This window comes from Saccharothrix saharensis (assembly GCF_006716745.1).
GTDB lineage: Bacteria > Actinomycetota > Actinomycetes > Mycobacteriales > Pseudonocardiaceae > Actinosynnema > Actinosynnema saharense.
On sequence record NZ_VFPP01000001.1, the window covers coordinates 6,082,141 to 6,102,926 of the forward strand.

Here is a 20,786-nt window from a genome sequence, read left to right on the forward strand (position 1 = left end):
GCCCGAACCCTACTTGGCCGGCTCGCGCGGCTACGCCAAACCGCAGGCTTCGGTGCCCTCGAACACACCGCCGCGGAACACCTCGACCCGCTTGAACCCCGGTTCGAGCGCCGTGGACCCGGTCGCGTCCCGGGCCGCGTAGTCGTAGGCGAGCAGCACCTGCACCGCCTCGTCGAGGTCGCCGGGGGACAGGCCGAACCCCTGCTGCCGGGTGAACACCTCCCGCGTGTACGCGCCGGCCAGGCACAACGCGCCGGCCGCGGCACGCTCACCGTCGAGGTCCACCCCGACCGCCGCCATCGCGGCCATCCCGTACCGGCTGGCCAGCAGCACGCCCGTGGCGTAGTCGCCGATCTCGGCGTGCAGCTCGGGCAGGTCCGACTCGACCTCGAACTCCACCGCCTTGTCGTCCGGGCAGTACGCGACCGGCCCCTGGTCGCCGGAGCAGTCCGGCTCCTCCTGGGTGGGCGTGGCCTTCGGGTCGGTCCACTTCGAGCCCGCCTGCTCGACCAGCGCCTTGTAGTACAGGTTCAGGTCGGGGGTGACGTTCTCCAGCATCTCGTCGAACGGCAGGTTGCCGCCGCGGTCGCGGTCGTCCACGGAGGTGAACGCCTGCTGGGTGAAGACCCGGTTGTCGATCGACATGGCGCCGCAGAACCCGGTGCCCTGCTGGTAGCCGTCCTGGAACGCGGACACCCGGTCGAACGCGTTGCCGTGCGCGGACCGGTCGCTGGGCGAGGTGCCGACCGGGTCGCGGAACGTGATCAGCGCGCCGAGCGCCGAGTCGAGCGTGTCCGAGCCGATGTCGAGGTGCTCGGACTTGCCGTCGTTGACCCACTTGACGAACGCGCCCGCGAAGCAGTCGGCCATCGCCTCGGTCAGGATGGTGGGGAACCGCTGCGGCTCGCGCCGCTCGGCCTCCGGGGTGATGCCCATCCGGTTCTGCACGGCGTGGCCCATCTCGTGCGCCAGCACGATCACCACGGCCGCGTCGCCGAACCGGTCCTTGAGCACGGGCAGCAGCGCGGCGCGGTCCCAGGCGATGGCGTCGGCGCTGGGGCAGTAGAACGCGTTGCCCTCGACGTCGGCGGCCTTCTCCGTGCACGGCGGTGGCTTGGCGGACGGGTCGCTGGTGTCGACCGAGTAGATGCCGCCCTCGATCGGCTCCCACGGCTTGTCGAAGGCGTCCGGGAACGCCTCCTGCCAGAACGTGTCGATGTCGGTGACGGCGGTGGCCGCGAGCTGGTCGATCGGGCCGCCGTCGGTGCCCCGGATGAAGCCCGGGTCGACCGTGCCCTTGGTGACGGCTTCGCCCGCCACGGGTGTGCCGGGGATGACCTGGGCGCAGGCACTGGCCGTGACCATGACCGCCGCCAGCAGGACCAGCCGAGCCGAAACGAGCCGCATGGGGTCATTGTGCCTGCCGCCAACCCCTACGGGGTGGTGTTCGACGGCATCGCGGGTTCGCGCGTGCGGGTGGCCCACCTGGTCAACGCGGGCACGGGCGCGACCGCGACCAGGAAGATCGCGCCGGCGGCCAGCCAGCCGCCCGCGCCGAAACCGCCGAGCGCGAACGTGAAGACGGCGGGCCCGAACAGCTGCACGGTCGCCGTGGCGGCCTCGTTCACCCCCTGGTACGCGCCACGGGACTCGTCCCGCATGAGGCCGACCGACAACCCCCAGTTGGCGGCCACGTAACCGAGTTCGCCGACCACGTGCAGCGCCGCCGCGGCCACCACGACCGCCACGACCGGCGCGCCCGAACCGCCGACGGTCGTGGCGAGCAGCGCGCAGCTCGCGGCGAGGGCGATCCCGGACCGCACCGCCGTCCGCGCGGCCTGGTCCGGGGTGCGGGCGAACCGCGCGAACGGCACCTGGAACACCGCGATGCCGACCGAGCTGACGACCACCACCACGCCGCTCAGCGCGAGCGGCAGGTCCGTGGACCGCGACAGCCACAGCGGCAGGCCGGTCGACAGCATCGCCCAGCACAGCGACAGGACCGACGTGACGGCGACGACGGCCAGGTAGGGGCGGTCGGCCAGCACGGCACGCGCGCGTGGCGTGCCCTCGACCGGTGCCGGCTCGCGCACGGCCAGCGCCGTCACGGCGAGCACGCCGAACGTGATGGCGTTGCCGGTGATGGCGAGCGCGTAGGTCGAGGGGTCGTCGGCGGTGAGGACCAGCGCGCCCAGCCCGGCGCCGACCGCGTAACCGACGTGCTGCGCCACCCGCTGCTGCGCGAGCGCGCGCACCCTGGCCGCCTGGTCGGCCACCAGACCGGTGATCAGGGCCGTGCGGACCGCGTTGCCGCCGTTGGCGGGCGCGGTGAACGCCACCGTCGCGGCGAGGAACGACCACGTGCCGTCCACCGCGAGGTAGGACGCCATGGCGCAAGCCCGCACGACGGTGATCGCGGCCAGCACCAGCCGCGGGTCGAAGCGGTCCGCCGCCGCGCCGAGCGGCACCGCCGCGATCAGTCCCGCCGCACCGGCCACCGCCATGCCCACACCCACCGTGACCAGCGGCAGGCCGAGCACGCGGGTGAAGAACAACGCCCAGGTGGTGAACCAGAGGCCGTCGCCGAGCGCCGAGACGCCGCGTCCCCACAGCAGCACGCGCAACCCCATCGGCACTCACCCTTCACAGATTGATGAACGGTGTATGTGACCGTAACCCGTGCGGCGTGGTGCCGCAATCACAGTTCAGGGAGCCGTGTATCTTGCGGGCATGGCGGGATGGGTGGATTCCGGCAACGCCGTGCAGGCGTCGGTCGTCGCGCTGGCCCGCGAGCTGGCCGACCCGGTCCGGCTCACCGCGCTGCAACTGCTCGCCGCCGAGGGTCCCCACACGATGGTGCAACTCGCCGACGCCATGGGCGTCACGCCGCCACGCCTGGGCAACCACCTGGCCCGCCTGCGCGCCGCCGGCCTCGTCACGGTCGAGCACACCGGCCGGCACGCCGTCTACCAGGTCGCCCGCGCCGACATCGCCGACGTGCTCACCGCCATAGCCCGGTACGCCCACCACGACGACCTCACCGCGCCGCGGCGCGCGTCGTCACCGGTGGACGTCGCGCACACCTGCTACGACCACGCGGCCGGCCGGCTGGGGATCTCGGTGCTCACCACGCTGGTCTCGGCGGGAGCCCTGCACCCGCCCGACGGCCGCACGGGCGAGCTCGTGCTGGGCGACGACCTGACCGCGTTGCACCGCCTGGGCGTCGACGCGCGGGCCGTCGCGCCACGTCGCCGCCTGGCGTCGGCGTGCCTGGACCGCACGCACCGCGTCCCGCACCTGGGCGGCGACCTGGGCCGGCTCGTGCTGGACGCGTTCGTGGCCGACGACCTGGTCCGCCGTCAGGACGGCACCAGGGAACTCCTCGTCACCGAACGCGGGGCCGCGCGCCTGCCCGACCTGCTGCCGGGGTTCACGCCGGGGCCGTGACGCCGCGGACCACCCACGCCCGCGCGGTGAGCCGGATCGAGCCGTTCGGTTGGGTGGGCAGGCGGGTGCGGAGCAGGTCGCGCAAGGCGCGGCGGCGGTCCTCGGGCAGGGACGCGGCGTAGCCGGGCGCCGGCCCCTGACCGCCGAGGAACGGTCGCCAGTAGTCGTCGAAGTCGGCGAAGGTCGTCGGCACCTCCAGCGCTTCGACGCGGACCCCGGTCAGCCCGGCGCCGGTCCACAGCTCGCGCAGCGGCTCGGGTCGGCAGAGGGCGAAGCGCCTGCCCTCGTGCAGGGCGGTCGCCGCGGGGTCGAGGAGGGTGGCGGCGTCCCAGAAGAGCCGGGTGATCGCCATGCCCTCGGCGTAGTCCCACACGTAGGCGGCCACCACACCACCGGGCACGGCGACCCTGGTGAACTCGGCCAGCGCCCGGACCGGGTCGGGCACGAAGTTCAACGCCAGCCCGCTGACCACCGCGTCGTAGGCGTGGTCGGGCAGCGGCAGGTCACGCGCGTCACCGACCTGGAACGCGGCCCGCGGATCGGCGACCCGGTGCTTCGCCGTGGCCAGGAACCCCTCGGACGGATCGACCCCGACCACCTCCGCGGGTGCCGCACCCTCCAGCACCGCCGCCGTCAACGCCCCGGTGCCGCACCCGACGTCCAACCACCGCCGTCCCGCCGGCAGACCCAGCAACCGGAGGAACCGCCGCGCGACCGGCGCGCTCCAACGCCCGACGTAAGCCTCGTACGCCTCGCCGACCGCCCACACCTCGTCCGCCATGGGGCTCAGCATGGCAGCCCCACCCGTCCGCCGACGGCGTTCTCCGCCGCCCGGTTCGGGCCCCGCACGGACGGGGGCGACCGACGCCCGGTGCGCGATGATGGTCCCGTGCTGGTTCACGTGGAGAAGGTCACCAGGTCGCCGAGCGGTGCCGCGCTGGTCGAGGTGCGGACCTCGGTCGGGACGGTGACGGCCCGCTGGTGCGGAGACCAGGAGGCGACATCGGGCGCGCACCACGTCGAGTGGGAGCTGGACGAGGAGTTCCGGTGGGGACTCGACTGCCGCCGGGTCGACGACGAGGCACCGCACCTGGGCCAGGACGAGCGCGGGGCCTTCTTCCGCGGCCGGCTGGGCCTCACGTCGTCGGTGCCGGCGTACGCGCACCTGGAGGTGGCCGACTCGGTGATCGACCTCGGTCGAGTCGACGCCCTGCCCGACTGCGTCGCCGGCTCGTGGGTCGAGGTCCACCTCGAACCCGAGAAGGTCGCGGTCCACCCGTACTCGCCATGACCTGCCGGGAACGCCTCCGGACCCGCGCGAGCACCCGGGATTGTCGTACCCCTGTGGCAGGGTGGAAGCAGGGGTCCCCTGGGCGAGGACCCCTGCGGAGCCTGTCCGGCGGGGCGGCCGTGGTCGATCCCGTCCCCGTGCGCCGAGCGCTCAGGTGTTGTCGAGCGCCGTGCGGTCCGGGGTGGGGTCGAGGTCGTCGTCGTCGACCCGGCCGCCCTGGATCTCCGCCGCGTCCGCCCTGGTCACGGTGGCCGCGGTCGGTTGGTTCTCCGGGGCCAGCCAGAGCACTCCCGCCGGCGGCAGTTGCAGCACCGCCGAAGCCGGGCGGCCGTGCCACGGGCGCTCCTCCGCCTCCACGACGCCGAGGTTGCCGACGCCGGAGCCGCCGTAGACCTCCGAGTCCGTGTTCACCACCTCGCGCCACCGGCCCGCCACCGGCAGCCCCACCCGGTAGTCGTGGTGCGGCATGCCGGCGAAGTTGGCCACGCACGCCAGCACCGAGCCGTCCTCGCCGATCCGCAGGAAGCTCAGCACGTTGCCCGCCGAGTCGTTCGCGTCGACCCACGAGAACCCCTCGGGCCGGTTGTCCGCGCTGTACAACGCGGGCGAGGCCGTGTAGACGCGGTTCAGGTCGGCGATCAGCCGGTGCAGACCGCTGTGCAACGGCGACTCCAGCAGGTGCCAGTCCAGCGACCGGCCCTCCGACCACTCCTCCCGCTGCCCGAACTCGCCGCCCATGAACAGCAGCTGCTTGCCCGGGTGCGCCCACATGAACGCCAGCAACGACCGCAGCCCGGCCGCCTTGTTCCAGTCGTCACCCGGCATCCGCTGCCACAACGACCCCTTGCCGTGCACGACCTCGTCGTGCGACAGCGGCAGCACGAAGTTCTCGCTCCAGGCGTACACCAGCGAGAACGTGATCTCGTTGTGGTGGAACGACCGGTGGACGGGTTCGCGCGACAGGTAGTGCAGCGTGTCGTGCATCCAGCCCATGTTCCACTTGAACCCGAACCCGAGGCCGCCCAGGTGCGTCGGCCTCGTCACGCCCGGCCACGCCGTCGACTCCTCGGCCACCATCACCACACCGGGGTGGCGCTTGTAGACGGTCGCGTTCAGCTCCTGCAGGAACCGCACCGCGTCCAGGTTCTCCCGGCCGCCGTACTGGTTGGGCAGCCACTGCCCCTCCTGCCGGGAGTAGTCCAGGTACAGCATCGAGGCCACCGCGTCGACCCGCAGGCCGTCGATGTGGAACTCCTCGATCCAGTACAGGGCGTTGGCGACGAGGAAGTTGCGCACCTCGTTGCGCCCGAAGTCGAACACCAGCGTGCCCCAGTCGGGGTGCTCGCCCCGGCGCGGGTCCTCGTGCTCGTACAGGGCGCTGCCGTCGAACCGCGCCAACGCCCACGAGTCCTTCGGGAAGTGCGCGGGCACCCAGTCCATGATCACGCCGACGCCGCGCTGGTGCAGCACGTCCACGAAGTGCCGGAAGTCGTCCGGCGACCCGAACCGCGACGTCGGCGCGTAGTACGACGTCACCTGGTAGCCCCACGACCCGCCGAACGGGTGCTCGGCCACCGGCATCAGCTCCACGTGCGTGAACCCGGCGCCCACCACGTAGTCGGCCAGCTCCGTGGCCAGCTCCCGGTACCCCAGGCCGGGCTTCCACGAGCCCAGGTGCACCTCGTACACGCTCATCGGCGCGTTGATCCACTGGGTGGCGTCGCGCTTGGCCCGCCACGCCTCGTCACCCCACTCGTGCGTGGACCGGGTGACCACCGACGCGGTCTGCGGCGGCGTCTCGGTGGCGAACGCCATCGGGTCCGCCTTCTCGTGCCACCCGCCGTCGCGGCCGAGGACGCGGAACTTGTACCGGGTGCCCTCCGGGATGCCGGGGATGAAGATCTCCCACACGCCGGACGAGCCCAGCGACCGCATCGGGTTCGCGCGCCCGTCCCAGCCGTCGAAGTCGCCGCACACCCGCACACCGCGCGCGGTCGGGGCCCACACGGCGAACGAGACGCCCGAGATCGGGCCGTCGGGCGTGTCGTAGGTGCGCACCCGCGCCCCCAGCACGTCCCACAGCCGCTCGTGCCGCCCCTCGCCGATCAGGTGCAGGTCCAGCTCGCCGACGGTCGGCAACCAGCGGTACGGGTCGTCCACCTCGACGACGTGGTCGCCGTACTCGACCTCCAGGCGGTAGTTGCCGCCCGGGTGCTCGGGCAGGTCGCCCGCGAACAGCCCGTCGGTGACCCGGTCCAGCTCGAAGCGCTTGTCGTTCGCGATCACCGCCACCGCGGTCGCACCCGGCCGCAGCGCCCGCGCGACGACGCCCTCGGGGACGTGGTGCACGCCGAGCACCGAGTGCGGGTCGTGGTGCGCCCCGGCCAGCAGCCGGTCGACGTCCTCGGGCGAGATCATGACTGCACCGCTCCCTCTCCAGTGATCCGCGCGATCGACGACAACGGGACCGTCAACCACTCCGGCCTGTTCGCGTGCTCGTACGCGACCTCGTACACGGCCTTGTCCAGCTCGAACGCCCGCAGCAGGTAGCCCCGCTTGCGGGGGTCGCCGACCGAGTCCGACGCCGCCTCCGCGTAGCCCTCGGTGAACGCCGCGCGGTTGCGCCGCGCCCACTCCAGCGCCCGCACGGTCAGCTGGTGGTCCTCCGGCTGGCCGACCAGGAGCTGGTGCGCCGCGTAGTCGAAGGATCGCAGCATCCCGGCCACGTCGCGCAACGGCGAGCGCAGCGCGGTCCGCTCGGCGATCGGCGAGCCCGGCTCGCCCTCGAAGTCGATCAGCAGCCACCCCTGCACGGTCCGCAGCACCTGGCCCAGGTGCAGGTCGCCGTGGATGTGCTGCACCGCCACCGCGTCCGGGGTGTCCCTGGCCTGCTCGAACGCCTCCCGCAGCGCGGGCACGTACGGCCGCAGCTCCGGCACCGCGGCGACCACCGAGTCCAGCCGCGCGATCATCGCCCGGACGGTCCGGTCGATGTCCTCGGCGTCCGCGTGCTGCGTGCCCAACGCGCGTTCCAGGTCCGCGTGCACGCTGGCCACCGCCTGGCCGAGCCGCTGCGCCTCGCCCGCGAAGTCGCCGCCCACCTCGTCGGCGTGCAGGTCGGCCTCGGCCATCAGGTCCCGCACGCTGGTCGTCGCCATCGCCCAGCCGTCCACCGCGTCCGGCATGAACTGCTGCAACATGCCGACGGTCGTGGTCTGGCCGTCCAGCCGGCCGGTGATCGACCCGAGCGGCTGGGCGATGTGCTCGCACCCGACCTGACGCAACGCCCGGTGCAGCACCAGGTCCGGGTTCTCGCCGTAGGTCAGCTTGCGGAACAGCTTGAGGATGTACTGGCTGCCGAACACGATCGAGGTGTTGGACTGCTCGGACGTGATCGGCCGGCCGCGCAGCCCGGTCTGCAGTTCCACGTCCGGCTCGTGCGCGAACCGCAGGCCGTCGACCTCGGCGCCCTCCGCGATCAGGTCGAGCAGCGCGCCGGTCAGCTCCGGCACCTGCGTGGCGTCGTGGTTCTCCGCGTGGTCGGTGACCAGCAGCTGGTACGGCTCGCGCCGGTCCGGCTGCGCCACCTCCACCACGAGGTGCACCAGCACCGGCTCCTCGGCCCGCAGCACCGTCGTGCGCAGCGGGCGGATGGAGGTGACCGGGCGGTCCTTGCCGCCGAACCACCGCTGCGCGGGCAGCCACCCGGGCAGCGCGGTCATCACCTCGTCGACCAGGTCGTGCGGTCGGGTCACGTCCATCACCTCGGCTCGCTGTCGTCGCCGGCTTCCACGAGCTGGAACCAGTAGAAGCCGTGACCGGGCAGGGTCAGCAGGTAGGGCAGGTCGCCCACGGTGGGGAAGACCACGCCGCCGGTCAGCTCCACCGGCCTGCTGCCGTGGTGCTCCGACAGATCGAGTTCGACCGGCTGCGGGAACCGCGACAGGTTGTTCACGCACAGCACGACGTCCTCGTGTCCGTCGGGCCGCCGCCACCGCCGCCGGTAGGCCAGCACGCTCGGGTTCGAGCCGCCCAGGTCGGTGAAGTCGCCCTCCGCGAACGCGTGGTGCTGCTTGCGCACCTCGATCATCCGCCGCGTCCAGTGCAGCAGCGACGACTGGTTGTTCAACTGTGCCTCGACGTTGAGGCCCTGGTAGCCGTACACCGGGTCCATGATCACCGGCAGGTAGATCCGGCCCGGGTCGCAGCTGGAGAACCCCGCGTTGCGGTCCGGGGTCCACTGCATGGGCGTGCGCACCGCGTCGCGGTCGCCCAGCCAGATGTTGTCGCCCATGCCGATCTCGTCACCGTAGTAGAGGACGGGCGAGCCGGGCAGCGACAGCAGCATCGCGGTGAACAGCTCCTGCTGGTTGCGGTCGTTCTCCAGCAGCGGGGCCAGGCGTCGCCGGATGCCGATGTTCGCCTTCATCCGCGGGTCCTTGGCGTACTCCGCGTACATGTAGTCGCGCTCTTCGTCGGTGACCATCTCCAGCGTCAACTCGTCGTGGTTGCGCAGGAAGATGCCCCACTGCGCGCCCGACGGGATCTCCGGCGTCTGCGCCAGGATCTCCGAGATCGGGAACCGCGACTCGCGCCGCACGGCCATGAAGATGCGCGGCATCAGCGGGAAGTGGAACGCCATGTGGCACTCGTCGCCGCCGACGTCGGGGTCGCCGAAGTACTCGACCACGTCCGACGGCCACTGGTTGGCCTCGGCCAGCAGCACCCGGCCGGGGTACTCGTCGTCCACGACCTTGCGGCAGCGCTTGAGGAAGTCGTGCGTGCGCGGCAGGTTCTCGCAGTTCGTGCCCTCCTGCTCGAACAGGTACGGCACGGCGTCGAGCCGGAACCCGTCGATGCCCAGGTCGAGCCAGAACCGCAGGGTGTCCAGCATGGCCTCCTGGACGTGCGGGTTCTCGTAGTTCAGGTCCGGCTGGTGGGAGAAGAACCGGTGCCAGTAGAACTGGCCGCGCACCGGGTCGTAGGTCCAGTTGGACGACTCGGTGTCGACGAAGATGATCCGCGCGTCGGCGTACTTCGAGTCGTCGTCGCTCCAGACGTAGTAGTCGCCGTACGGGCCGTCGGGGTCCGTCCGGGACTGCTGGAACCACGGGTGGGCGTCGCTGGTGTGGTTGAGCACCAGGTCGGTGATCACCCGGATGCCGCGGCGGTGCGCCTCGTCCAGCAGGTACACGAAGTCCTCGACCGAACCGAACTCCGGCAGCACCGCGCGGAAGTCGGAGATGTCGTACCCGCCGTCGCGCAGCGGCGAGGCGTAGAACGGCGGCAGCCACAGGCAGTCGACGCCGAGCCACTCCAGGTAGTCCAACCGGGACGCGAGCCCCCGCAGGTCGCCGGTGCCGTCACCGTTGGAGTCGCTGAACGCGCGCACCAGCACCTCGTAGAACACCGCGCCCTTGAACCAGCTCGGGTCCCGCGGCACCAGCTTGGCCGACCGGAAGTCCTCGGCCTGCGGCTCCACCAGCAGGCCGTCGGCGCCGATGGCCTCGCCGGTGTGCGGCACGTTCTCCAGGCCTACCAGCGCGGCGTCGGGTCGGGCCTCTTCTTGCATGTGTGCTCCACCTCGTCCCACCTCATTGGGGGTGCGTTCGATCGTCCCTCGTGCTCTTCGGCGGGCACGGGGACTCGGTAAAGGGGACCGGGCTGGGTTCTTCGACTGGCTGCTGGACCCGCTTAGGAGAACCTGCGCTGCACGCCCACGATGTGCGCCGGGGCGCGCCAGGGTTCCAGGCGGACGTAGTTGGCCTGGCCCCAGTCCCAGGTCTCACCGGAGACCTCGTCGTGGGCGATCAGCCGCTCGTGCCAGTCGGCGCCGAGCGCGGGCAGGTCCAGCCAGACGGTGCCGTCCTGCGCGTTGTGCGGGTCCAGGTTGACCACGACGACGACCGTGTCGCCGGTGCCGGGGTCCTGCTTGGAGTAGGCGATCAACGCGGGGTTGTCGACGTGGTGGAACCGGAGTGTTCGCATCTGCTGCAACGCCGGGTGCGCCCGGCGGATCGCGTTCAGCTTGCGCAACCACGGTTCCAGCGACCGTCCCTCGGCCACCGCCGCCGCGTAGTCGCGGGGGCGGAGCTGGTACTTCTCCGAGTTCAGGTACTCCTCGCTGCCCGGTCGGACGGCCTCGTGCTCGAACAGCTCGTAGCCCGAGTACACACCCCAGGTCGGCGCCATCGTCGCCGCCAGCGCCGCGCGCAGCGCGAACATGCCCGGACCGCCGTGCTGCAGCGATTCGTGCAGGATGTCCGGGGTGTTGACGAACAGGTTGGGCCGCGCTTCGTCCCAGTGCTCGACCAGCTCGTCGCCGAACTCGGTCAGCTCCTCCTTGGTCGTGCGCCAGGTGAAGTAGGTGTAGCTCTGCGTGAAGCCGAGCTTGGCCAGGCCGTACAGGCGGGCCGGGCGGGTGAACGCCTCGGACAGGAACAGCACGTCCGGGTGCCGGTCCTTGACCGCCCAGATCAGCCACGCCCAGAAGTCCGGCGGCTTGGTGTGCGGGTTGTCGACCCGGAAGATCCGCACCCCGTGGTCGACCCAGTGCAGCACGACGCGCAGCACCTCGTTGTAGATGCCCTGCGGGTCGTTGTCGAAGTTGACCGGGTAGATGTCCTGGTACTTCTTCGGCGGGTTCTCCGCGTAGGCGATCGAGCCGTCCGGCCGGGTGGTGAACCACTCGGGGTTCTTCAGCACCCACGGGTGGTCGGGGGCGCACTGCAGCGCCAGGTCCAGCGCCACCTCGATGTTCAGCTCGCGGGCGCGGGCCACGAACGCGTCGAAGTCCTCGATCGTGCCCAGCTCGGGGTGGATCGCGTCGTGCCCGCCCTCGTCCGCGCCGATGGCCCAGGTCGAGCCCGGGTCGTCCTCGGTGGCGGTGAGCGTGTTGTTCGGGCCCTTGCGGTTCACCCGCCCGATCGGGTGGATCGGGGGCAGGTAGGCGACGTCGAAGCCCATGGCCGCGATGCGGTCCAGCTCCTTGGCGGCGGTCACGAACGTGCCGTGCACCGGGACGCCCGACTCGTCCACGCCGCCCGTGCTGCGGGGGAAGAACTCGTACCAGGACCCGAACGCCGCCCGCTTGCGGTCGACCCACACCTTCTGCGGCTTGCCCTTGGTGACGAGCTCGCGGACCGGGTGGTCGTGCATGACCTGGCGGACGTCGCCCGCCAGGGCGGGTGCGACCCGCTCGGCGAGGGGCCGGTGCTCGTCGCGCAGCGCGGTGGCCGCGTTGACCAGCAGCGGCTTCTCCCGGCGCCGGTCGGGGCGGCGGCTGACGCGGTCGAGCAGGCGCGCGCCGGTCTCCAGGTCGTTCTCCAGCTCGTGGGCGCTCTGCCCGGCGGCGATCTTGACCTCGACGGCGTGCTGCCAGGTGGCCCACGGGTCGCTCCAGGCGTCCACGCGGAACGTCCACGCGCCCTCGGCGTCCGGCACGATCGTGGCGGCCCAGCGGTCCAGGCCGACACCCTGCGGCACCATCCGCGTCTGTCTGGCGACCCGGTCGTTCGGCCCCCGCCACGCCACCGTGGCGGCCACGGCGTCGTGGCCCTCGCGCCACACCGTGGCCTCGACCGGGACGTGTTCGCCGACCACGGCCTTCGCCGGGTAGCGACCGCCGCTCACGGTCGGGGAGACATCGTCGATTCCGAGTCGTCCGCTCATCGGCAGCGCCCCTCTCACCTGGTGTGACGCTTGCGCGTGCAAGTCTGCCCGCAGCGATCGGACCAACCGCCACCGGGACCCGTACCTGCTGTTCCTACCCCTTCTGGTTGGATTGCACACTTGACGGTGGTTCCGATTCGCCATGGAAGATCACAATCTCGTGTCGGCGCCGACGCCACGCCGTCCTCCATCGGGCGTAACGTGATCACACGATCGGTCCAGTGATCACTCGAACGGTGTCCGGGAGCCGTCGCCGCCGCGGACGAGGCGGGCCGCCGGCTGTCCGGGCCGCGGCCGAGCCGCCGTTCGGAGCAAGCCGGATCGATCACCGCCGTGACCGCGTCACCACTTGCGCGGTGTGCGCGAAATAACTTGCAGCGCACCGTTTGGCCTGGTGGAGCTGTATCGGTCCCTGCATCGGTTCGGGTGACCGTTGCTCCGCACCGCTGGATGGGGGATAAGGTCCGACGCCATGCGAGCACTTCGCCGGTTCACCGTCCGAGCCAGTCTGCCCGAGCCGTTGGCGGCCCTGGGCACCCTCGCCACGAACCTGCGCTGGACGTGGCACCAGCCCACCCAGGACCTGTTCGCGTCGGTCGACCCCGAGCTGTGGGCCGAGAGCGGCGACCCGTTGCGCCTGCTGTCCGTGGTCGCGCCCGACCGCCTCGAAGCCCTCTCCCGCGACGAGCAGTTCCTCGCCCACGCCCGCGCCCTGGCCGACGACCTGCACCGCTACACCACCGGGCCGCGCTGGTTCCAGCGCCGCCAGGACGAGATCGCGCAGCGCCGCGAGCACGGCCGGCACGACCCGCACCCGCTGCCGAACGCGATCGCCTACTTCTCGATGGAGTTCGGCGTCACCGAGGCCCTGCCGAACTACTCCGGCGGCCTCGGCGTGCTGGCGGGCGACCACCTCAAGGCCGCCTCCGACCTCGGCGTGCCGCTGATCGCCGTCGGCCTGCTCTACCGGTCCGGCTACTTCCGCCAGGCGCTGTCGCTGGACGGCTGGCAGATCGAGCACTACCCGGTGCTCGACCCGCGCGGCCTGCCGCTGGAGCTGCTCACCGAGCCCTCCGGCGCGCCGATCCTGGTGCACGTCGCCATGCCCGGCGACCGGGTGCTGCGCGCCAAGGTGTGGAAGGCCCAGGTCGGCCGCATCCCGTTGCTGCTGCTCGACTCCGACGTGGAGGAGAACGACGACGACCTGCGCGGCGTCACCGACCGCCTCTACGGCGGCGACCAGGACCACCGCATCCGGCAGGAGATCCTGGCGGGCGTCGGCGGCGTCCGGGCCGTGCGCACGTACTGCGAGCTGACCGGCCACCCCTCGCCCGAGGTGTTCCACACCAACGAGGGCCACGCGGGCTTCCTGGGCCTGGAGCGCATCCGCGAGCTGGTCACGGGCGAGGGCCTGGACTTCGACCAGGCGCTGGCCGCGGTCCGCGCGGGCACCGTGTTCACCACGCACACGCCCGTCCCGGCGGGCATCGACCGGTTCCCCGTCGACCTCGTGCAGCACTACTTCGGCTCGGAGTCCCTGCTGCCGGGCGTGAACACCCAGCGCATCCTCGCGCTGGGCGCCGAGGACAACCCCGGCCTGTTCAACATGGCGCACATGGGTCTGCGGCTCGCCCAGCGCGCGAACGGCGTCTCCAAGCTGCACGGCACCGTCAGCCGCGACATGTTCCGCGGCCTGTGGCCGGGCTTCGACGCCTCGGAGGTGCCGATCGGCTCGGTCACCAACGGCGTGCACGGCCCCACCTGGGCGGCCACCGAGATGAGCCGCCTGGTCGGCGACGCGGAGGACTCCGGCGTCGGCCTGCGCGGGTTCGAGCCCGTCACCGACCAGCGGCTGTGGGAGCTGCGCAACGACCTGCGCGGCAAGCTCGTGCACGAGGTCCGCCGCCGCACCCGCGCGTCCTGGTTGCAGCGCGGCGCGTCGGCGCTGGAGCTGGGCTGGACCGACTCGGTGTTCGACCCGGACGTGCTGACCGTCGGCTTCGCCCGCCGCGTGCCGACCTACAAGCGGCTGACGCTGATGCTGCGCGACGCGGACCGGCTGCGCGCCCTGCTGCTGCACCCCGAACGGCCCGTGCAGCTCGTCGTGGCGGGCAAGTCGCACCCGGCCGACGACGGCGGCAAGGCGTTGATCCAGCAGATCGTGCGGTTCGCCGACGACGCGGGCGTGCGGCACCGGATCGTGTTCCTGCCCGACTACGACATGTCCATGGCCCGGTACCTGTACTGGGGCTGCGACGTGTGGCTGAACAACCCGATGCGCCCGCTGGAGGCCTGCGGCACGTCCGGCATGAAGTCCGCGCTCAACGGCGGGCTGAACCTGTCGATCCGCGACGGCTGGTGGGACGAGCTGTACGACGGCAGCAACGGCTGGGCCATCCCGACCGCCGACGGCGTCACCGACCCGACCCGGCGCGACGACCTGGAGGCCGCCGCGCTCTACGACCTGCTCGGCAGCCAGGTCGCGCCGCTGTTCTACGACCGGGGCGAGGACGGCGTGCCGACCCGCTGGCTGGCCATGGTGCGGCACACGCTGGCGTCGCTCGGCCCGGCCGTGCAGGCGTCCCGGATGGTGCGCGAGTACGTGGAGAAGCTGTACGCGCCCGCCGCGTCGTCGGCCGGCTCGGTGGTCGGCGAGGGGTTCCGCGGCGCGAAGGAGCTGGCCGCGTACCGGCAGCGCCTGCGGGCGTCGTGGACGCGGGTGCGGGTGCTGGACTCGGAGATGTCGCTGAACGGGTCGGCCACGCCGCAGCTCGGCGCGCCGGTCGGCGTGCGGGCCCGGATCGAGCTGGCCGGCCTGGAACCGTCCGAAGTGGACGTGCAGGTGGCGCTCGGCCGGGTCGGCGACTCCGACGAGCTGTACGACGTGGTCACGCACGGCATGCGTTACGCGGGCAACGGCAACTACGAGATCGAGGTGCCGCTGCCGCACGCGGGCGCGGTCGGCTACACCGTGCGCGTGCTGCCGCGGCACGACCTGCTCGCGTCACCGGCGGAACTCGGCCGGGTCGTGCTGGCGAGGTGACATCGCCCGATCAGATGACCGTCGGTGTGACCGGCGGTCATCTGGTCCCGGTGGTTTTCACGCTTCCGCACGGGATTTCTACGGTCGGGTGAACCGGCCTGCTTCGCCGCGAGGTGGCGGCGGGTTCGCGCTTACCCTTGCGGCGTGAGGAAAATCGCGACGATCGGCACGGTGCTCGCCGTCCTGCTCGCCGTGGCCGTCACCCCGGCCGCGTCGGCGCGACGGCAGTCGGCGGAACCTCCCGCCGCGTGCGCGGGACTGGTGACGCAGCTCGCGGACACGCTGAAGAAGGTCATCGAGCCGTTGGCCGCGAACCCGCCCACACCGGACAAGGCGGCCGTGCCGCTGGGCGACACGCTCCGGGTGCTGGTGGCGATGACGGCGTCGAAGTGCCTGCCCACGCCGCCGATGACGGCTCCGGCGCAGTCCCGGTTCCACGGGCCGGAGCTGTGCCTGTCCCAGGCCATGGCGGTGTTCGCCGGGCTGTTCAGCGTGTTGAGCAAGGTCGTGCCCGGTGCCGTGGCCCCGGACCCGGGCAAGCTGCGCGGCGAGGTGCAGGGGTGGCTGAAGGTCGTGGGCGAGGCGGTGCCCACGTGCGGCCTGCCCGTGCCGCCCGACGGCATGCCGACCATGCCGGCGTAGCGCTCAGGAGATGTCGAGGCGGGCGGTGGTCTCCGCGACGCGGGGCATCCAGCCGGCGAGTCGCTGCGCCTCGACGAGCGTGACGCGGGCCGCCGCGTTGTCGCCGGCGGCCATCTGGGCGCGGGCGATCGTGGCCAGCGCGTCGGCACGGGCCAGCGCGGACTCGCTGGTCGCCTTGGCCTGCCGGGCCAGGGCGAGGGCGCCGGCGTGGTCGTCCTCAATCAGGGCGAGCTGCGCCAACGTGCCCGTGCAGCGGTAGCGCGGGTAGCCGAACCGCATCGCGCCGTCCGCCGCGCGCTTGGCCGCGGGCACGCCGACGTCCGCGGGCAGTTGGCCGCCTTCGACGGCGTTGGCGGTGGAGCTCGCCATCGCGGCGAGCACGAACGCCATGTCCCGCTGCTCCAGGTCCGTGCGGCCCATCAGGTTGCTGACCGCGTGCAGCGCCTCGCCGTACTTCGCGCGCATGGTCAGCACGGCGGTGCGCGCGCCGATGGCGACCAGCAGCGTGGGGTGGCGGGCGACCAGCTCGTCGGCGATGGCCTCGGCCCGGTCGAGGTCACCGGTCTCCAGGGCGTCGCTGACCTCGTTGACCAGGGGCGTCGCCTCGTACTCGGCGGCCGTGCGGCCGGTCAGGCGGGGCAGGGCGAACAGGAACCAGCCCGGTGACGTGGTGCCCGCGCCGCGGCGCGGCCACAGGCCGTTGAGCAGCACCGCCGTGCCCGCGACCGCGACACCGCGCAGGAACGGCCGGTCGGTGTCCGACCAGGCCAGCGCGCCGAGCCAGACCACCGCCAGCAGCGCCGCGGTCAGCACCGCGGACGTGAGGCCGGTCAGCGCCAGCCGACGCCGGACCGGCGCCTTGACCGACGTGAGACCGAGGGACAGCAGCAGCGGGATCGTCCGCCACACCACGCGCAGGTGCGGCTTCGTCCACGTGCGCACCTCGCCGCCGACCCCGATCTCGACCAGCGACACGCGCACCCGGAACACCAGCGCGCCCGCCAGCAACCCGAGCTGCAGCACCGCGTGCGCGGCCCACGTCCCGAACGCGGCGCCACCGAACGACGCGACGCCCGGCCGCCAGACCACGAGGACGACCAGGGCCGACCCGGTCAGCACTTTCCACACGATCCCGAGACGCTACCGCCACCCCCGCGGTTCCCGAACGTCGAACTCACGGGTCCCGAACGTTCGACACTCGGGACTTGAGCGTTCGACACACGCGAGTGTCGAACGCTCAGGTACCGAGTGTCGAACGCTCAGGTACCCCGAGTTCAACGCTCAGGTCACGGCTTGGGTGGCGCCGGGGCGCACGGGCAGGCCCGAGGCGGCGTAGGCGCGGAAGCCGCCGACCAGGTCGGTCGCCCGGGGCAGACCCACGCGTTGCAGGTCGCGCGCGGCCAGGCTGGAGGCGTAGCCCTCGTTGCACAGCACGACCACGGTCGTGTCGGCGGTGAAGCCGGGGATGCGGTGCTCGCCGTCCGGGTCCAGCCGCCACTCCAGCACGATGCGCTCCACCGGGATCGACCCGGGCACCTCGCCCTCCTCCGCGCGGTTGTGGTGCGGCCGGATGTCGACCACCAGCACGTCCGACAGCCCGGCCAGCTCCTCCGGCGTCACGCGGCGCAACGACCGCCGCGCCTCCTCCAACAGCTCCTCGGCACTCACGGGCCCTCCTGGTCGGCCAGAACGCGCAGCTGCTCCAACGGCAGCCGCTGGGCGGGCAACGGCTGGATCTCCGGCGGGATGTCGGCGAGGCTCGGATATTCCCGGGTCGGCACCAGCGGCGGCGAGTAGGCGTGCACGCTCGCCGCACCCACGGTGCCGCGGTTGACCATCCGGTGCGCCCGTCCGGCGCCGAACCCCAAAGCGCTGCCCACGGGTCGCAGCGCGCTGCGGACCGGCCCACCGGGGTAGCGGTAGTCCTCCGACAGCTCACCGGTCAGCACGGTGAACGAGCCCGCCGCGCCGCCGTGGTCGTGCGGCTCGGTGCCCTGGCCCGGCAGCCAGCTCAGCAACCACAGCTCGACGCCCTCGGTCAGCCCGAGCCGCGCCCACCAGCGCCGGTCCGGGTCGAACCGCAGGACGTCCAGCAACGGGGTGGTCAGCTCGGAGGCGACGGTGGAGGTCAGCTCGCGCAGCTCGCGCGGCGTCCAGAGGTCGCGTTCGGGGTGGATGATGTCGCGCAGGAACCGCACGTCCAGCTTCGGGTGCAGGTCGGCGCGCGCGATCGTCGCGGTCACGGAAGTCGCTCCTGATGGCTACGAGGTCGGGCGGGGTAGCGATCAAGACGCGACGCGGGGTCAGCCGCGGGAGCGGGACCGGCCGCGTCGCGTCCGGCTACACCCGCACGACGCCACCAGCAGGAGGTCGATCGTGCGGTCGCACCAGGTCAGCAACGGGCGGGCCACGCCCGCATCGTGCCACGGATCGGTGACCCGCGTCCGGGCCTCCCACCAGGCAGGATTGCCTCGGACCCGGAGACTGTCGGGCACCGGGGCACGTCAGTTGGGCACGCGGAGCAGCAGCAGCGAGCGGCCCTCCAGCACGACGGTCGCGCCCGCCGCGAGGCTCTCCGCGAGCACCGGCGAGCCGTCGGCCGCGGTCGAGTCGATCGTCGGCTCGTACCGCCCGCCGTACTCGGGCCCCGGCAGGGTGACCTCGATCGGGTCAGCCCCCGCCTGCACGAGCAGCAGCCACGAGTCGTCCGACACCAGCTCGCCGTCACGCGTGCGGGACAGGCTGTTCGACCCGTCGATCCACATGCCGAGGAACCGCCTGCCGTCGTCGAACCAGTCCGTCTCGGCCATCTCCTCGCCGTCCGGCCGGAACCACACCAGGTCCGGCGCGCCGGACGACGTGGTGCGGCCGTCGAAGAACTGCGGCTGCCGCAACGCCGGTGACGCGCGCCGCACCGCGATCACGCGCCGGGCGAACGCCAGCATCGCCTCACCCTCGGCGCCGAGCTCCCAGTCCACCCACGACGTCTCGTCGTCCAGGCAGTACGCGTTGTTGTTGCCGCCCTGGGTGCGCCACTGCTCGTCACCCGCGGTGAGCATCGGCGTGCCCGTGGACAGCATCAGGGTGGCGAACAGGTTGCGCGCCTGCCGGGCGCGCAGCGCGAGCACCTCGGGGTCGTCGGTCTCGCCCTCCGCACCGCAGTTCCACGACCGGTTGTCGTTGGTACCGTCCCGGTTGTCCTCGCCGTTGGCCAGGTTGTGCTTCTCGTTGTAGGAGACGAGGTCGCGCAGCGTGAACCCGTCGTGCGCGGTGACGAAGTTGACCGACTGCCACGGTCGCCGCAGGTCGTCGGCGTACAGGTCGGACGACCCGGACAGCCGGTACGCCAGGTCGCGCACGCTGGTCATGCCGCGCCAGAAGTCGCGCACGGTGTCGCGGTACCGGCCGTTCCACTCCGCCCACTGCACGCCGAAGTCGCCGACCCGGTAGCCGTCGCCGGTGGCGTCCCACGGCTCGGCGATGAGCTTGCACCGCGACAGCACCGGGTCCTGGGTGATCGCGGTCAGCATCGCCGACGCCCGGTCGAACCGGCCGCCGCCGGGCCGGCCCAGCGTGGACGCGAGGTCGAACCGGAACCCGTCCACGCCCATCTCGGTGGCCCAGTAGCGCAGCGAGTCCGTGACCAGCCGCACGAACTGCGGCGACCCGGCTTCGGTGGTGTTGCCGCAGCCGGTGATGTCGAGCGTGCCTCCGCCGTCGATGTGCAGGTAGTAGCCGGGCGCGTCGAAGCCCCGGTACGACAGCGTGGGGCCCTCCGGCCCGCCCTCGCAGGTGTGGTTGAACACCACGTCGATGATCACTTCGATGTCCGCGTTGTGCAGCGCGGCCACCATCGTGCGGAACTCCTCCACCTCCCGGCCCGGCTCGCTGGCGTAGGCGGGGTGCGGCGCGAAGTAGCTCAGCGGCGAGTAGCCCCAGTAGTTGTGCCTGCCGGCCCGGATCAACGACGGCTCGTCCACGAAAGCGTGCACGGGCAGCAGCTCCACCGTCGTCACGCCGAGCCGGGTCAGGTGCTCCAGCACGGCCGGGTGCGCGAGCCCGAGGTAGGTGCCGCGCTGGTGCTCGGGCACGGCCGGGTGCTGCCGGGTGAACCCGCGCACGTGCAGCTCGTAGACCACCGCCTCCTCGAACGGCACCTCGGGCTTCACGCCCGTGTCGGGCCCGCCGGGCGAGGTGACCACGGACAGCGGCACGCTGCCCAGCGAGTCGACCGGGGACGGCCCGCCGAGCATCGGGTCGTCCACGTAGCCGAGCGCCGCGTCGAGGTCGGTCAACGCGCCCGTGATCCGCGTCGCATACGGGTCGACCAACAGCTTCGCCGGGTTGCACCGCAGGCCCCGGGACGGGTCGTACGGGCCGTGCACGCGGTAGCCGTAGCGCTGGCCGGGCGTGACGCCGGAGATCAGCCCGTGCCACACGCCGAACGTGCGCTCGGTCAGCTCCACCCGCTCCTCCGTGCCGTCTTCGCTGATCAGGCACACTTCCACGGCGTGCGCGGGCGGCGCCGAGACCGCGAAGCGCACACCTCCGGCCTCGGGGTGCGCCCCGAGGGGGAACGGTCGGCCCGCGAGCAGGATCGAGTCGGCAGCCATGTCCCCGATCTTTCCAGCAGACACGCCCCGTGTGGGCATGAGCGCGCTGAGGTTCACCGACCCGCCCGTACCTCCCCCC

At 72.3% G+C, this 20,786-nt stretch carries 15 protein-coding genes; 4 read left to right on the forward strand and 11 right to left on the reverse strand.

Going from position 1 to position 20,786, the window contains the following annotated elements; translation table 11 throughout:
* Nucleotides 1-30 precede the first annotated feature (30 nt).
* On the reverse strand, nucleotides 31-1,407 hold the full coding sequence (locus FHX81_RS27470; protein ID WP_141980932.1) for a neutral zinc metallopeptidase: 1,377 nt from the start codon (nucleotides 1,405-1,407) through the stop codon (nucleotides 31-33).
* A 26-nt stretch (nucleotides 1,408-1,433) separates the two neighbouring features.
* On the reverse strand, nucleotides 1,434-2,630 hold the full coding sequence (locus tag FHX81_RS27475) for an MFS transporter (protein WP_141980933.1): 1,197 nt from the start codon (nucleotides 2,628-2,630) through the stop codon (nucleotides 1,434-1,436).
* Nucleotides 2,631-2,730: 100 nt separating this feature from the next.
* Between FHX81_RS27475 and FHX81_RS27480 the strand changes: the two genes are divergently transcribed.
* A complete protein-coding gene (locus FHX81_RS27480) occupies nucleotides 2,731-3,447 on the forward strand; it encodes an ArsR/SmtB family transcription factor (RefSeq protein WP_141980934.1) in 717 nt (238 codons plus the stop codon).
* On the opposite strand, the gene FHX81_RS27485 is transcribed toward FHX81_RS27480, so the two are convergent.
* Nucleotides 3,431-4,228, reverse strand: a complete 798-nt coding sequence (locus tag FHX81_RS27485; RefSeq protein ID WP_141980935.1) for a class I SAM-dependent methyltransferase — start codon at nucleotides 4,226-4,228, stop codon at nucleotides 3,431-3,433. The two genes, FHX81_RS27480 and FHX81_RS27485, sit on opposite strands and share 17 nt — an antisense overlap.
* 108 nt (nucleotides 4,229-4,336) lie before the next feature.
* Here FHX81_RS27485 and FHX81_RS27490 point away from each other — a divergent pair, with 108 nt between their 5' ends.
* Complete coding sequence (locus FHX81_RS27490; protein ID WP_141980936.1) at nucleotides 4,337-4,738, forward strand: hypothetical protein; 402 nt, start codon at nucleotides 4,337-4,339, stop codon at nucleotides 4,736-4,738.
* A 150-nt stretch (nucleotides 4,739-4,888) separates the two neighbouring features.
* Here FHX81_RS27490 and glgB read toward each other — a convergent pair whose 3' ends face one another.
* The 4 genes from glgB to FHX81_RS27510 all read right to left on the reverse strand — a co-directional run bounded on the left by glgB (nucleotide 4,889) and on the right by FHX81_RS27510 (nucleotide 12,409).
* Nucleotides 4,889-7,156, reverse strand: coding sequence for a 1,4-alpha-glucan branching protein GlgB (gene glgB / locus FHX81_RS27495; RefSeq protein WP_141980937.1), 2,268 nt, complete (start codon nucleotides 7,154-7,156; stop codon nucleotides 4,889-4,891).
* The gene (locus FHX81_RS27500; protein WP_141980938.1) at nucleotides 7,153-8,493 is read right to left on the reverse strand and encodes a maltokinase N-terminal cap-like domain-containing protein; all 1,341 of its coding nucleotides are present in this window, start codon (nucleotides 8,491-8,493) and stop codon (nucleotides 7,153-7,155) included. The genes glgB and FHX81_RS27500 overlap by 4 nt, the downstream gene beginning before the upstream one ends.
* 5 nt (nucleotides 8,494-8,498) lie before the next feature.
* Nucleotides 8,499-10,310 (reverse strand): maltose alpha-D-glucosyltransferase, encoded by a 1,812-nt coding sequence (gene treS, locus FHX81_RS27505; RefSeq protein ID WP_141980939.1) that lies wholly within the window; start codon nucleotides 10,308-10,310, stop codon nucleotides 8,499-8,501.
* Nucleotides 10,311-10,432: 122 nt separating this feature from the next.
* Entirely contained in the window at nucleotides 10,433-12,409 is a 1,977-nt protein-coding gene (locus tag FHX81_RS27510; RefSeq protein WP_141980940.1) for an alpha-1,4-glucan--maltose-1-phosphate maltosyltransferase, read from the reverse strand.
* 472 nt (nucleotides 12,410-12,881) lie between these two features.
* Between FHX81_RS27510 and glgP the strand changes: the two genes are divergently transcribed.
* A complete protein-coding gene (glgP, locus tag FHX81_RS27515; protein WP_141980941.1) occupies nucleotides 12,882-15,452 on the forward strand; it encodes an alpha-glucan family phosphorylase in 2,571 nt (856 codons plus the stop codon).
* 144 nt (nucleotides 15,453-15,596) lie between these two features.
* On the forward strand, nucleotides 15,597-16,094 hold the full coding sequence (locus FHX81_RS27520; RefSeq protein ID WP_141980942.1) for a hypothetical protein: 498 nt from the start codon (nucleotides 15,597-15,599) through the stop codon (nucleotides 16,092-16,094).
* Nucleotides 16,095-16,097: 3 nt separating this feature from the next.
* Here the strand turns inward: FHX81_RS27520 and FHX81_RS27525 are convergent, their stop codons facing one another.
* The 4 genes from FHX81_RS27525 to glgX form a co-directional block, all read right to left on the reverse strand.
* On the reverse strand, nucleotides 16,098-17,222 hold the full coding sequence (locus FHX81_RS27525; protein WP_141980943.1) for a hypothetical protein: 1,125 nt from the start codon (nucleotides 17,220-17,222) through the stop codon (nucleotides 16,098-16,100).
* A 153-nt stretch (nucleotides 17,223-17,375) separates the two neighbouring features.
* Complete coding sequence (locus tag FHX81_RS27530) at nucleotides 17,376-17,762, reverse strand: rhodanese-like domain-containing protein (protein ID WP_141980944.1); 387 nt, start codon at nucleotides 17,760-17,762, stop codon at nucleotides 17,376-17,378.
* On the reverse strand, nucleotides 17,759-18,337 hold the full coding sequence (locus FHX81_RS27535) for a cysteine dioxygenase (RefSeq protein WP_141980945.1): 579 nt from the start codon (nucleotides 18,335-18,337) through the stop codon (nucleotides 17,759-17,761). Before FHX81_RS27535 ends, FHX81_RS27530 begins: the two co-directional genes overlap by 4 nt.
* Before the next feature lie 261 nt (nucleotides 18,338-18,598).
* Complete coding sequence (gene glgX, locus FHX81_RS27540; protein ID WP_141980946.1) at nucleotides 18,599-20,707, reverse strand: glycogen debranching protein GlgX; 2,109 nt, start codon at nucleotides 20,705-20,707, stop codon at nucleotides 18,599-18,601.
* Nucleotides 20,708-20,786 lie beyond the last annotated feature (79 nt).

Excerpts from the sequence above, each read along its gene's own strand:
- glgX (WP_141980946.1), bottom strand. The coding sequence starts at position 20,707 with ATGGCTGCCGACTCGATCCTGCTCGCGGGCCGACCGTTCCCCCTCGGG.
- FHX81_RS27510 (WP_141980940.1), bottom strand. The coding sequence starts at position 12,409 with ATGAGCGGACGACTCGGAATCGACGATGTCTCCCCGACCGTGAGCGGC.
- glgP (WP_141980941.1), top strand. The coding sequence starts at position 12,882 with ATGCGAGCACTTCGCCGGTTCACCGTCCGAGCCAGTCTGCCCGAGCCG.
- glgB (WP_141980937.1), bottom strand. The coding sequence starts at position 7,156 with ATGATCTCGCCCGAGGACGTCGACCGGCTGCTGGCCGGGGCGCACCAC.
- FHX81_RS27485 (WP_141980935.1), bottom strand. The coding sequence starts at position 4,228 with ATGGCGGACGAGGTGTGGGCGGTCGGCGAGGCGTACGAGGCTTACGTC.
- FHX81_RS27475 (WP_141980933.1), bottom strand. The coding sequence starts at position 2,630 with ATGGGGTTGCGCGTGCTGCTGTGGGGACGCGGCGTCTCGGCGCTCGGC.
- treS (WP_141980939.1), bottom strand. The coding sequence starts at position 10,310 with ATGCAAGAAGAGGCCCGACCCGACGCCGCGCTGGTAGGCCTGGAGAAC.
- FHX81_RS27480 (WP_141980934.1), top strand. The coding sequence starts at position 2,731 with ATGGCGGGATGGGTGGATTCCGGCAACGCCGTGCAGGCGTCGGTCGTC.
- FHX81_RS27470 (WP_141980932.1), bottom strand. The coding sequence starts at position 1,407 with ATGCGGCTCGTTTCGGCTCGGCTGGTCCTGCTGGCGGCGGTCATGGTC.